The following is a 12,509-nucleotide window of genomic DNA, read 5'->3' as shown; positions in this document are numbered from 1 at the left end:
TGAACTACGCGATCTTCGGCCCCAATCCCGCCTTCACCGGCACGATGGTGAGCGGCGAGGTCACGATCGGGCCGCCGGTGCTGCTGCCGGTCACGACATAGACGGCCGCTTGCTGCAGCCAAATGCCGCGGAGCGGGGGCGGACGTCCGCCCCCGCTCCGCGTTCTGCGTCATCGGCTGAGCCTTCAGTCCGCGCCGCCCGCCGCCGCGGCCTCGGCTTCGCGCGCGGACGAGGCGATCTGCATGCGGTCGGTGAAGAAGGCGAGCAGGATCTCAAAACGCTCGACGCGGTGGCTGGGCTTGCCGTTGCGCGTCAGCTCGTGGTTCTCGCCAGGGAAGCGCACGAAGGTCACGTCGCGCCGCAGCCGCTTCAGCGCCGTGAAGAGCTGCTCCGCCTGCTCCATCGGGCAGCGCAGATCCTCCTCGCTGTGGAGGATCAGCAGCGGCGTCGTCATCTGTTCGGCGTACATCAGCGGCGAAAGCCGCAGGAATAGTTGCGGGTCGCGCCAGGGCTCGGTGCGGAAGTAGGCCCACGAGGTGTTGATGTCGTCGGTGCCGGCTTTCGAAAGGCGGTTGTTAATCGCGCGCTCGGAGCAGGCCGCGGCGAAGCGATCGGTGTGGCCGATCAGCCAGCTCGTCAGATAGCCGCCGTAGGAGCCGCCCAGCACGCCCAGCCGGCCGCGGTCGATATCGGGCAGCGTGGCCAGCGCGTGGTCGAGCGTGGCGAGCACGTCCTCCGCTTCCTTGATCGCCGGCTCGCCCACGATGCTGCGCGCGAACGCCTCGCCGTGGCCGGAGCTGCCGCGGTAGTTGCAGTAGATCACGCCGAAGCCGGCGCCGGCCTGCACCTGGTACTCGTCGTGGAAGGCCCAGCCCTGCTGCATGAACGGTCCGCCGTGGATGTTCACCAGCAGCGGATGCGCCTGCCCCGGCCGGTAGTCCGCCGGCCGCACGAGCCAGGCATCAACCGGGCCGCCGGGGCCATCCGCGGTCAGCCGCTCGGCCGAAGCCAGCCGCCGCTGCGCCGCCCACTCGTCGTTCAGGCCGGTTAGGCGCCGCTCGCCCGTGCCGTCCGCTTCGGCGAGGAAGACCTCGGCCGGCTCGGCGGGCGTGCTCGCGACGAAGGCGATGCGTCCGTCGTCGCTGGTAGAGTACGAAGCGATCGTGCGCTCGCCCTCGATCAGGCGCGTGACGGTGCCGCTCGTCGCATCGATGCGCAGCAGCGGCACGGCGCCGCGATCGTGGGCGCCGACGAGGATGCTCCTGCCGTCCGGCGCCCATACGGGCGGCAGTCCCGTGTTCAGGTTCAGATCCAGGCTCTCGCTGAGGCAGCGCGCCGTGCCGCCCGGCTCGATCAGCCAGAGGCGGCTGTGGCGTGGGCCGTCGTCGGGGCCGCGGTAGCCGAGGAAGGCGATGGAAAGGCCGTCGGGGCTCCAGGCCGGCGAGGCGACGGTCATCGTGCCATCCGTGAGCTGCTCGATCGCGCCGCTGACCACATCCACGGTGAACAGATCGCTCACGCGGTCGAAGTCGCGGTTTTCGTGCCGGGCCGAGACGAAGACGATGCGCCGGCCGTCCGGTGACCACGCCGGCTCGTCGTCGCTGAAGTCGCCGTCCGTGAGCTGGCGGAAGCCGCCGTCCAGACCGGCAATGTAGAGGTGCTTGCGCCGGTCGTAAATGAAGCCCTCGGCGTTGAGCTTGTATTTCAGCGTGGTGAACACGCGCGGACGCGGCGCCTTCTTGCTGTTGTTCGAGACGGGCGCGGGCTCCTCCGTCAGTGAGACCTTGCCCACGACGCACACGCTCTTGCCGTCCGGCGACCACGCCGGCGCGGCGACGCCGCCCGTGTGTTTGCTCAGCGCCCGTGCCTCGCCGCCGCGCGTCGGCAGGACGTAGAGCTGCTCTTTCTCGTCGTCGCCGCGGCGCGAGGTGAAGGCCAGCCAGGCGCCGTCCGGCGACCAGCGCGGGGCGCCGTCGCGCCGCGGGCCGTTCGTCAGCGGCGTGGCGCCGCTGCCGTCCGTGCCGGCCAGCCAGATCTGGGCGCGGTAGTCGTCCTCGGTCTCGTCCAGCAGCGTGTGGGTGAAGGCCACCTGAGCGCCGTTCGGAGAGATCTGCGTGTCGGCCAGCCAACGTATGCGGAAGAGATCGTCGGGCTGCATGCCGGGCAGGTTCTGGGCGTGGTGCTGAGTCATACCGCCTCCTCTGAGCCGCTGAGCCGCTGAGCCGCTGAACCGCGCGCATCCGGCGAACACGGGCCTCGTTCACCGAACGGTAAGAAAGTACCGCAGTGTGTAACGCCGCGCGACTAGTCTACGACTGAGGAAAGGGCGAGCGGCCGGTTGGCTGCTCTGGAGGAATTCAATGGCAGCTCCTGTTCGTCATGAACTCCCGCGCCACGAGTTCGAGCGCCAGGCTGCGGCCCGCTTCGCCGCGGGCGAGCGTCCGCAGGAGAGCGTACGCCGCGTTGTCGCCGGGCAAACCGTCTACGAAGCGGGCCAGGCCGCGGATACGCTCTACATTCTCGCCTCGGGGCGCGTGCACCTGCGGCGGCGGGCCGCCACCGGCGCCATGCTGACCACGGACCCGTTGAAGCCGGGCGCGCTCTTCGGCCTCGACGGCCTGGCTGGCCGCACCTACGGCGAGAGCGCCCTCGCCGTGCGCACCTGTCTCGTGCGCGCCGTGCCGCTGGCGCTGCTCGACCGCCTGCTCGCGCGCCAGCCGGGCTTCGCGGCAGGCATCATGGAGGCGCTGCTGCGCCGCCGCGCCGCCGCCGAACACATGGTGAGCCGTGCCGTCGTCGCCGGGGTGCCCGGCCGTCTCGCCGGCGCCCTGCTCGACGCGGCCGAGGAGGGAGCCGTCGTCGGACTCACGCGGCAGCAACTCGCCGAGGCCGCCTGGACCACGCGCGAGACGGCGACGCGCGTGCTCTATCACTTTGCCGACGAGGGCCTGGTGCAGATCGACGGCCGCCGCATCGAGCTGCTCGATCTCGGACGGCTGCGGGCGCTGGCGGCCGGCGCGCGGCCGATACTGCCCTCGGCGGCATAGTTTTTCATCCAATAGCGGCATGGCGGCGGCCCAACGTCGGCCTACGCTGGAGGGAAATGCCGCCGCAGCGGGCCGATCGCTGTCACGAGACGATTCGGCTGTCCTTTCCCCGCGGAGAGGGCGGGGTCTGCGCAGATCCAGTAGCCCTCAGCTACCCTTCCCGCGGGGACGGGACAGGTCTCGTGTACGGAACGAGGGGTAGGCGCGCCGCGCCCGGCACAAGGGAGGTACTCTTGGTAAACGCGCCGCAGACACCGGCAGCGAGACCCGCACCGGCAAACGACGGCCGTGGGGCAATGGTGACCGAGCTGCCGGAGGATCTGTATCTCGAAGTCACGAACCGCTGCAACCTGCGCTGCCGCACCTGTCCGCAATACTTCGGCATGGCCGAGCCTGCGGCCGACCTGACGATGGATCGCTTCCACACGCTGATCGCCCAGTTGCCGCGCCTTCGCCGCGTGGTGCTGCACGGTATCGGCGAGCCGCTGCTGAACCGGCACCTGCCGGAGATGGTGCGCGAGCTGAAGGCGCGCGGCGCCTACGTGCTCTTCAACAGCAACGGCCTGCTGCTGCGCGGCCGCTGGCCGGCCAAGCTGGTAGAAAGCGGCCTGGACGAGTTGCGCGTCAGCGTAGACGCCGGCTCGCCGGAGACGTATCAGAGCGTGCGCGGCGCCAACGGTTTCGCCCGCATCTTCGCCAACCTGCGCCTGTTGGCCGCCGCGAAGGCCGAACGCGAGGCGCTGACGCCCAAAGTCTCGCTGTGGATGACCGGCATGCACAGCAACGTCGGCGAGCTGCCCGCCCTGGTGCGCCATGCGGCCGCGAGCGGTATCGGCGAGGTCTATCTGCAACGGCTCGTCTTATCCGAGCGCGGCCTGGCCCGCGCCGATCAGTCGCTCTACGGTCACGCGGGCGATGCGGACGCGGCGGCGATCGCCGAGGCGGAGGCGCTGGCGCGGCAGCTTGGCGTGAGCCTGCGCGGCTCGGGCGAAGTGCGCCTCGCCGAGCAGATCGCCGGAGAGGACGGGCCGAACGCGCCGCGCCGCGCCTGCATGCGGCCGTGGAAGCTGATGTATGTCACGGCCAACGGCCAGGTGCTGCCCTGCTGCGTGGCGCCGTTCACCTCGGCGCCGTACGCCTCGATCGTGCTTGGCCACACGGCGCGGCAGAGCCTGCCCGAGATCTGGAACGGTGAGCGGTATCAAGCCTGGCGCACGGCTTTGCTCTCCGAGGACCGCCCGCCGGCTGCCTGCCGCGGCTGCGGCGCCGACTGGAGCCTGTGAGTGCAGTCCCCGCGGGTTCCCGCACGCCGCATCGTACTGCCGCGGCCGCCCGCGCCCGTGGCAAGCGTGCGTCTGCCCGAGAGCGCCGCGGCCGTCCGAGATCGGCGCCGCCTTCGCCTGGCGCGGCTCGACTGGCTGCTGCTGCTCGCGGTCGTGGCCACCGGCACGGCCTACGCGGTGTACGGGCTGCGCGTCTACCGCACGCTGCACGCCGCGGCCTTCGATCTCGCCTTCTTCGACCAGATCCTCTGGAACACGGCGCACGGCCGCTGGTTCGAGACGAGCTACGTCGCCTACAACTTCCTGGGCCAGCACTTCGAGCCGGTGCTGCTGCCCTTCGCCGCGCTGTACCGCCTGGGCGCCGGCCCGCAAACCCTGATCGTGGCGCAGGCGGCCGGCGCCGCGCTCGCCGCGCTGCCGCTCTACGCCGCGGGCCGCAGGCTGCTGCCGGCAGGCGCCGCGGCGCTGCTCGCCTGTGCTTATCTGCTGACGCCGGCGCTGCAACGCGGCGTCGATTTCGGTTTCCACCCGGACCTCTTCGAGCCGCTGGCGGCCTTCGGTGCCCTGGCCGCGCTGCTCTGGCGCCGCGACCGGCTCTTCCTGCTGGCGTTCGCCGCCCTGCTGCTGCTCAAGGAAGACGCCTTTCTCGTGGCGCTGGCGCTGGGCTGGATCGCGCTGCTGCGTGGCCGGCGCGGGCTGGGCCTGGCGGCGATGGCGGCGGCGTTGCTCTGGGGGGCGCTGGTGCTGGGCGTGGCGATGCCGGCGCTGCGGCACGGCGCCGGCAGCGACCTGGCCGAGCGTTACGGCTATCTCGGCTCGCAGCCGGCCACGATCCTGAGCGGCGCCCTGTCGCATCCCGATCGTGTGCTCAGCCAGCTCGCGGCGCCCGCTCCGGCTACGGCGGCCTTCGGGCTTTTGGCGAGCTTCGCCCTGCTGCCGCTGTTGGCGCCGGAAATCCTGCTCGCCGCCGTTCCGGCCGCGCTCGTCGGTCTGCTCTCCACGCACCCGCCGCAACGCTCGCTCGACCTGCAGTACGGCGCCCCGGTACTCGCGCTGATTGCGATCGCGGCGTTGTTCGGCGCGGCGCGCGGCGCGGCCTGGCTGCAGAGGCCGGGTCCGCGTACAACGCGCTGGCCGGCGCACCGCTTGCGAGCTAATGCGGCCAGCGCCCTGGCCGCGGGCGCGCTGTGCGCGGCGCTTGCGGCCGGCTTCCTGCGCGGGCCGTTTCCGCCCGAGCGCGACGCGGCCGGCTGGCGCTTCGCCGATGACGGATCGGCGGCCGCGCTGGCGCGCGTCGCGCGATTGATTCCGGCCGATGCGACGCTCAGCGCCCAGACCGGGCTGGCACCGCACCTCTCGCAGCGGCGCGTGCAGTGGGAGTTTCCCCGGCTGAACGAGGCGGAGTACGTGATCGTGCAGGACGGTGGCATCCGCTCGTCGCAGTCCGTGCTCGCGGGCTACGACCAGGCGCTCGCGGCGCTGCCGGCGCGCGGCTACGACCAGATCGCCATCGACGGTCCACTTCGGCTCTTTCGCCGGCAGCTGAAAGGCGGGCGCTGATGCAGGTCGTGGCGGTGATCCCGGCACTGGACGAAGAAGGCGCGATCGGCGCCGTCGTGCGTGCCCTGCCGCGCGATCTGGTGCAGCGCGTGATCGTGGTCGACAACGGCAGCCGCGACGGCACCGCCGCGGCCGCGCGTGCCGCGGGCGCCGAGGTCGTGTCCGAGCGGCGGCGGGGCTACGGCTTCGCCTGCATGGCGGGCGTGACCGCCGCGCCGGAGGCGGAGGTTTTCCTCTTCCTCGACGGCGACGGCAGCGATTTTGCGGAAGACGCGGGCGAGCTGCTGGCGCCGATCCTGGCGGGCGAGGCTGACCTGGTGCTCGGCTCGCGCGAGCGCGGCGGCATGGCGGGCGGTGCGCTGCCGCTGCAGGCACGGCTGGGCAACCGGCTGGCCGCCTGGCTGATCGGCCGGCTCGACGGCGCCCGCATCAGCGACCTGGCGCCGTTCAAGGCGGTGCGCGCGGAGGCGCTGCATTCGCTTGGCCTGCGCGAGCGCACCTACGGCTGGACGATCGAGCTGATCGTGCGCGCCGCCCGAGCCGGCATGGCGATCGAGGAGCGGCCGGCGCGCTACCGGGCGCGGCTGGCGGGTGAAAGCAAGGTGAGCGGCACCCTTTCCGGCACGCTGCGCGCGAGCGTTCGCATCCTGCTGACGCTGGCTCGGCTACACTGGCCGTACGCAAGGATGCGACGGGGGCATCGCGCCGGGCCGGAAGCGCGAGCGGACCGGGCTGGTGTGCGGAGCCTGAGACGATGACGCAAACCGTGCTGGTGGTCGATGACGAGGCGATGGTCACAGAAGTCGTCGGCAAGTATCTGCGCCGCGAGGGCTACGAGGTCGTCTGCGTGGGCGACGGCGACGCGGCGCTGGCCGCGGCTCAGCAGCACCGCCCCGATCTGGTCGTGCTTGACCTGATGCTGCCGCGCGTCGACGGCCTGGAGGTCTGCCGCAAGCTGCGGGCGCGCTCGCAGGTGCCGGTGATCATGCTCACGGCCAAAGGCGAGGAGCTGGACCGGATCATCGGCCTTGAGCTGGGCGCGGACGACTACATTCCCAAGCCGTTCAGCCCGCGCGAGCTGGTCGCCCGCGTCAAGGCCGTGCTGCGCCGCGCCGCGTCGGTGCAGCGCCCGGACGGCGAGCGGCTGGACTTCGGCGAGCTGGCGATCGACGTTCCGGGGCGGGTGGTCTGGCTGCGCGGCCAGCGCGTGGAGCTGACGGCGAAAGAGTTCGACCTGCTGCATTTCCTCGCCGGCTCGGTGGGCAGGGCCTTCACCCGCGAGGAGCTGCTCAACAAGGTCTGGGACTACGAGTACTTCGGCGACGCCAACACGGTGACGGTTCACGTGCGCCGGCTGCGCAGCAAGATCGAGACGGACCCGGCGCGGCCGGCCTACGTGAAGACGGTGTGGGGCATTGGCTACAAGTTTGAGGCGTAGCGACCGCGCGCTGCGGCTGCTCGGGGCGGCGCACGGCGTGCTGCCGCGGGCGGGGCTGGCCGCGGCGGCGACCGGCGGGCTCGGTCTGCTGCTTGCCGGCCTGGCGATCGCGGCGCGCGCGGGCGGCGAGGGCCACGACGTGCTCCTGCTGGCGCTGACAATGGCGGCCTCGGGGCTGGGCTCGCTGGCGCTGGCGATCGTGCTGGTACGCCTCGCCGAGCAGACGCCGCGCATCGGCCTGGCTGCGCGCCTGCTGATCCCCGGCGCTCTGGCGATCGTGGTCGTCTCGGTGAACGTCTGGTTCACCGCCTCGATGATGTTCATCTCCCATAAAGACTCGATCGTGCTCGCCGTGCTGCTGGGCTACGCGGCCGTGCTGGCCGTGGCTGCCTCCTCGGCGCTGGCCGGCTCGATCACCTCCGGCCTGGCGCGGCTCACCGATGCCGTGCAGCGCATGGCCGGCGGCGAGTTAGGCGTGCGCGTGCCCGTGCGCACCGCCGATGAGATCGGGGCGCTGGGTGAGGCCTTCAACCAGATGGCCGGCCAGCTCGCGCAGGCCGAGCGCTTGCGCCTGGAGATGGAGACCGCGAGGCGGCATCTGCTGGCCGCTGTCTCCCACGACCTGCGCACGCCGCTCTCCGCCATCCGCGTGATGCTGGAGGCGATCGAGGACGGCGTCGTGGACGACGCGGAGACGATCGAGCGCTATCACCACGCGATGCAGGGCGAGGTCGCGCGGCTCAGCGGGCTGATCGACGACCTGTTCGAGCTGAGCCAGATCGAGGCCGGCGTCGTCGGCTTGCGCCGCGAGCGGGCCGACATCGGCGACCTGATCACGGAGACGGCCGAGGCCATGCGCGCCGAGGCCGAACGTGCCGGCGTGCGGCTCTGCTCCGAGTTCTCCGAGGCGCTGCCGCCGATCAGCGTCGACATGCAGAAACTGCACCGCGTGCTCGGCAACCTGCTGGCCAACGCCGTGCGCCACACCCCCGCCGGCGGCAGCGTGCGCCTGGGCGCGGCGGCGGATGCGGCCACGCTCGCGATCGTCGTGGCGGACAGCGGCGAAGGGATCGCCGCGGAGGACCTGCCGCACGTGTTTGAGCGCTTCTACCGCGGCGACAAGTCGCGCTCGCGGGCCGGCGGCGGCGCCGGCCTGGGCCTGGCGATCGCACGCGGCCTGGTGCAGGCGCACGGCGGCCAGATCGACGTGCAGAGCACGCCCGGCGCCGGCGCAACCTTCACCGTGCGGCTGCCGCTCGATTCCGCGGCGGGCTAAAGCCGGCTATTCAACGGGTTCGGCGGGCTGTGAGCCGGAGCCCCGGCGCCGCGGCGCCCGCCGCGCGGGCGCCGGCGCTCCCTCGGCCGATTCGTCTCCGCCACTGGCGGGACGCGCTGCGCGGCCGCGGCGGCTGGGGCGGCGCGGCAGCTCAGGCTCGGCGCCCATCACCGCCGCCTCCACGATCTGCGGCGCGAACTCGGCCGCTTCGCTCACCGTCGCGGCCGGCGGCTGCGGCGGCTCGTCGTAGGTGGGTGCTTCCTCTTCCGTGCCCGCCACCTGCTCAGGTCGCAGGAAGCGGCCCGGCCGGCGACCGCCGTTCGCCTCGTAGCGGTCGTCGGGCGGACGCGGGAAGCGCGCCGCCGCTTCAGCGGGTACCGCCTCGGCTTCCCCGCGCAGCGACGCCAGGCGCTCGGCCCGCGCCGCCTCGATCCGCGCCCGCTCCTGACGGGTCGCCTCGCGGCGCTCAGCGTCAAGGCGACCCGACTCCTGCCGCGCGGCCTCGGCGCGGGCGGCTTCCAGGCGGGCCGCCTCGATGCGGGCGCCTTCGGCCTGGGCGGCGGCGGCTACTTCGGCGTCGTCGGCCACGCGGAAGCGGAACGCCCACGGTCCTCCGACGGCCCGCGGCCCTTCGCCGGGGCGGAAACTGCGCAGCAGCGCGATGGAGAGGCCGCAGTGGCCGCCGCTGCTCGCCAGGTCGAGGCGGAAGCCGACGTCGAAGCGAGCGGTCTGCATGTGCGCGGGCGTCACTTCCTCAAGCGTGGAGTAGCCCCAGAAGCGCCGCACCTGCGTGCGCAGCGGCCGCTCGTCGGGGTCGAGCGCGATCAGGTCGGACTCGTTGAGCAGCAGCTCGCCGGCGGTGTGGCGCGGCGCCTGCGCGTGCACCCGCACGATCACCGCCCCGTTCGCCTGGCGTTGCGCCCAGGGGATGCTGACGGTGATACCGTTCGCCTCCTCGGTCAGCGATAGCGGGTAGGTGCGAATATCCGAGTCGTTCATCTGCTGCTCCGGCGTGGTTACGAGAGATGGGGACATGGCGAAAGGAGGCCAGGGAAACGGCGCCGCGTGTGCGCGGACCCGTCATACAGAATACCGCGCGGCGGCCATGCTACCATAGGTTGCGTTGGCCCCGTCGCACCGAAAGGTGGCGGCGGGCGTGCAGCGATTTTCTGCGACGAGCCGTTGATGACGACACGGGTGGCCTACCAGGGCGTGCCGGGCGCCAACAGCGAGATCGCCACGCTCGGTTACTTCGGCGAGGGTGTCGAGCCGGTGCCAACGCCCTCGTTTGCGGCGCTGTTCGAGAGCGTTCTCGCCGGCCAGACGGATTTCGGCGTGCTGCCGATCGAAAACTCGCTGGCCGGCAGCGTGATCGACAGCTACGACCTGCTGATCGAGCGGCCGGTGTTCATCGTCGGCGAGCTCTATCAGCACGTGCGCTACCAGTTGTTGGCATTGCCCGGCGTGAAGCTGGAGGACGTGCGCCGGGTCTACTCGCACCCGCAGGCGCTGGCGCAGACCGCCGACTACCTGCGTGCCCACCCCTCAATGGAGCCGGAAGCCGCCTTCGATACCGCCGGCGCCGCCAAGCTGGTCGCCGATCGCGGCCTGCGCGACGCCGCCGCGATCGCGCCGCGGCTGGCCGGCGTGCGCTACGGCCTGGAGCCGCTGGCGACCGACATTCAATCGCACGCCGACAACTTCACGCGCATGGTCGTGCTCTCCCGCGCCGAGCAGGAGCCGCCGGACGACGGTGTGGTGAAGACCTCGGTGATCGCCGGTTTGCGCCACGAGCCCGGCTCGCTGGCGACGCTCTTGGGCGTTCTGCAAGGCGCCGGCATGAACCTGACCAAGATCGAGTCGCGGCCGATCGTCGGCAAGCCCTGGGAGTATCTCTTCTACCTCGACTGGGAGGGGCGGCTGGAGGGGGCCGCGCTTGAAGAAGCTCGCCGCGTCACCACCCTGTGGAAGCGGCTGGGCGTCTACGCCCGCGGCTCGCGCATCGAAGCGCACTGAGCGCGGCGCGCGACTCCCGCGACAAGCCCGTGAGCCGGTGCTCGCCCGTGCATCCTTCCCGCCCGGAGCCACGATGGACTTTCGTTCTGCGGTTCGCCACCCCGCTCGAAGCCTGCCTGTCCTCGCTTTCAGCCTCGCACTGCTCTGCACCGGCCGCGTGTCCGCGCTCGTGGCGCACGCCCAGCCGCCGGCGCTCGAGCTCAGCGCCGTCCGCACCGCCGCGCTGGCTCGCCCAGAGTCGGCCGCGCCGGCCGGCCGCACGCTCGCCGTGGCGGAGGTGCCGCCGGCCGACCTGATCGAGGGCCAGGCGACCGTCACCTTCGCCGGCGATGTCGACGCCGCCGAGGCGGGGGATCGCGTCGCCACACTCGGCGGCTCGGTGATCTCCATGATCCCGCGGCTCAATGTCTACCGCGTGGCGCTGCCGCCGGGCGAGAGCGTCGAGGCCGGGATCGCGGCCCTCTCGGCGCTGCCAGGCGCGCGGCGCGCCGAGCCGCTCACGCGGCTGCACAACGACTTCCACCCCAACGATCCGCTGTACGAGCCCTATCAGCCGTACCTGCCGCTGATCCACGCCGAGCAAGCATGGGACATGCAACAGGGCGACTCGCGCATCACCGTCGCCGTGCTGGACTCGGGCATCGACATCACGCACCCCGACCTCGCCGGGCAGATCTGGACGAATCCCCGCCCCGGCGCCTGGGGCTGCGGCGACGATGAGCACGGCTGCAACTTCGTCGATCCGCAGGATGTCGACGCCTCCTGCCCGAACTACGATCCGGACCCGGAGCCGAATCCCGACATTCGTCCCTACCTCTATCACGGCACCTTCGTTGCCGGCATCATCGGCGCGGCGACGAACAACGGCATCGGCGTCGCCGGCATCTCGCCGCACGTCTCGATCATGCCGGTGCGCGTCGGCGACTGTGTGCGTCCGCTCGACATGGCGCTGGCGGCGGGGCTGATCTATGCGACGGACAACGGCGCCTGGGTCGTCAATATGAGCATTGGCGGCACCTGCCTGCCGGCGCCGAGCTACCTGATCGACGCAATCGCCTACGCGGAGCAGCACAACGTTGTCGTGGTCGGCGCCGCGGGCAACTCCGGCTCGTCCTGTGTCGACGCGCCGGCCAACGTCGACGGGGTGATCGCGGTCGGCGCGGTCTCGCCCGGCGGCCAGACGCGCGCCTCGTTCAGCAGCTACGGTCCCGAGATCAGCGTGGTGGCGCCCGGCCAGCGCATCACCAGCACCGTGCCGCAGACTGGCCGCCAGGCGCCGCGCGACCTCTACGATCAGCAGGACGGGACCTCGTTCGCCGCACCGATGGTCGCCGGCCTCGCGCACCTGCTGCTCTCGCAAGACAGCCTGCTCACACCCGACCTGGTGCGCCGCCTGGTGGAGCGCGGCGCCGTGCCGCTGCCGCCGGGCGCAACGCCTGGGTGGTCGGGCGCCGGCCGCATCGACCTGGCGGCCTCGCTGCGGCTCGTCCCGGCCGGCTTCTACGGCGCGGTCAGCGCCGGCGGCGCGCCGCTGCCGGACGGGACACCGGTGGCCGCGTTCGTCAACGGCCGGCCCTGCGGCCAGACGACGACCTACAGCAGCGCCGGCGGCTCGGCCTACGTACTCTATGTCTCGGCGGCAAGCGACGTGCCCGGCTGCGGCGTCGCCGGAGCGACGGTCACGTTCACCGTCGGCGGACAGCGCGCGGGCGGCGGCGTCTGGCGGCCGGCCGCCATCGCGCAGGATCTCGCGGTTGGCGCGGCCGCCGAGCCGGCGCAGTTGCAGGGCGCCGGCGTCTCGCGAAACTCAACCGCCCAGCCTGCCGTCGCCGGCCCAACAGCGGCGGACTGGCGGCTGCGGCTGCACGCGCCGCTCGCGTAGGCCGGCG

The 12,509-nt window shown here is 72.2% G+C and carries 10 protein-coding genes; 8 read left to right on the top strand and 2 right to left on the bottom strand.

Going from position 1 to position 12,509, the window contains the following annotated elements:
• Positions 1-184: 184 nt before the first annotated feature.
• Positions 185-2,191 carry a S9 family peptidase gene (locus VKV26_18845; protein HLZ71967.1) on the bottom strand — a complete coding sequence of 669 codons (2,007 nt, stop codon included), beginning with the start codon at positions 2,189-2,191 and terminating at the stop codon, positions 185-187.
• A 169-nt stretch (positions 2,192-2,360) separates the two neighbouring features.
• On the opposite strand from VKV26_18845, the gene VKV26_18840 reads away from it, so the two are divergent.
• From VKV26_18840 to VKV26_18815, 6 genes are all read left to right on the top strand, one after another.
• Entirely contained in the window at positions 2,361-3,047 is a 687-nt protein-coding gene (locus VKV26_18840) for a Crp/Fnr family transcriptional regulator (GenBank protein HLZ71966.1), read from the top strand.
• Positions 3,048-3,343: 296 nt separating this feature from the next.
• The gene (locus VKV26_18835; GenBank protein ID HLZ71965.1) at positions 3,344-4,330 is read left to right on the top strand and encodes a radical SAM protein; all 987 of its coding nucleotides are present in this window, start codon (positions 3,344-3,346) and stop codon (positions 4,328-4,330) included.
• Complete coding sequence (locus VKV26_18830) at positions 4,331-5,890, top strand: DUF2079 domain-containing protein (protein HLZ71964.1); 1,560 nt, start codon at positions 4,331-4,333, stop codon at positions 5,888-5,890. It begins immediately after the preceding gene.
• Positions 5,890-6,648 carry a glycosyltransferase family 2 protein gene (locus tag VKV26_18825; GenBank protein HLZ71963.1) on the top strand — a complete coding sequence of 253 codons (759 nt, stop codon included), beginning with the start codon at positions 5,890-5,892 and terminating at the stop codon, positions 6,646-6,648. Before VKV26_18830 ends, VKV26_18825 begins: the two co-directional genes overlap by 1 nt.
• A complete protein-coding gene (locus VKV26_18820) occupies positions 6,645-7,328 on the top strand; it encodes a response regulator transcription factor (protein ID HLZ71962.1) in 684 nt (227 codons plus the stop codon). Before VKV26_18825 ends, VKV26_18820 begins: the two co-directional genes overlap by 4 nt.
• Positions 7,306-8,604, top strand: coding sequence for an ATP-binding protein (locus VKV26_18815; protein ID HLZ71961.1), 1,299 nt, complete (start codon positions 7,306-7,308; stop codon positions 8,602-8,604). The genes VKV26_18820 and VKV26_18815 overlap by 23 nt, the downstream gene beginning before the upstream one ends.
• A 6-nt stretch (positions 8,605-8,610) precedes the next feature.
• Here VKV26_18815 and VKV26_18810 read toward each other — a convergent pair whose 3' ends face one another.
• Entirely contained in the window at positions 8,611-9,603 is a 993-nt protein-coding gene (locus VKV26_18810; GenBank protein HLZ71960.1) for a hypothetical protein, read from the bottom strand.
• 186 nt (positions 9,604-9,789) lie between these two features.
• Between VKV26_18810 and VKV26_18805 the strand changes: the two genes are divergently transcribed.
• Positions 9,790-10,620 (top strand): prephenate dehydratase, encoded by an 831-nt coding sequence (locus VKV26_18805; protein HLZ71959.1) that lies wholly within the window; start codon positions 9,790-9,792, stop codon positions 10,618-10,620.
• 73 nt (positions 10,621-10,693) lie between these two features.
• Positions 10,694-12,502, top strand: a complete 1,809-nt coding sequence (locus tag VKV26_18800; protein ID HLZ71958.1) for a S8 family serine peptidase — start codon at positions 10,694-10,696, stop codon at positions 12,500-12,502.
• Positions 12,503-12,509 lie beyond the last annotated feature (7 nt).

The organism is Dehalococcoidia bacterium (genome assembly GCA_035310145.1).
Classification (GTDB): Bacteria; Chloroflexota; Dehalococcoidia; order CAUJGQ01; family CAUJGQ01; genus CALFMN01.
This window is presented reverse-complemented; position numbering and strand designations above follow the sequence as displayed.

What these genes read in the sequence shown, in the direction of transcription:
- VKV26_18845 (HLZ71967.1), bottom strand. Translation starts at nt 2,191, where the DNA reads ATGACTCAGCACCACGCCCAGAACCTGCCCGGCATGCAGCCCGACGAT.
- VKV26_18840 (HLZ71966.1), top strand. Translation starts at nt 2,361, where the DNA reads ATGGCAGCTCCTGTTCGTCATGAACTCCCGCGCCACGAGTTCGAGCGC.
- VKV26_18835 (HLZ71965.1), top strand. Translation starts at nt 3,344, where the DNA reads ATGGTGACCGAGCTGCCGGAGGATCTGTATCTCGAAGTCACGAACCGC.
- VKV26_18825 (HLZ71963.1), top strand. Translation starts at nt 5,890, where the DNA reads ATGCAGGTCGTGGCGGTGATCCCGGCACTGGACGAAGAAGGCGCGATC.
- VKV26_18820 (HLZ71962.1), top strand. Translation starts at nt 6,645, where the DNA reads ATGACGCAAACCGTGCTGGTGGTCGATGACGAGGCGATGGTCACAGAA.
- VKV26_18810 (HLZ71960.1), bottom strand. Translation starts at nt 9,603, where the DNA reads ATGAACGACTCGGATATTCGCACCTACCCGCTATCGCTGACCGAGGAG.
- VKV26_18805 (HLZ71959.1), top strand. Translation starts at nt 9,790, where the DNA reads ATGACGACACGGGTGGCCTACCAGGGCGTGCCGGGCGCCAACAGCGAG.
- VKV26_18800 (HLZ71958.1), top strand. Translation starts at nt 10,694, where the DNA reads ATGGACTTTCGTTCTGCGGTTCGCCACCCCGCTCGAAGCCTGCCTGTC.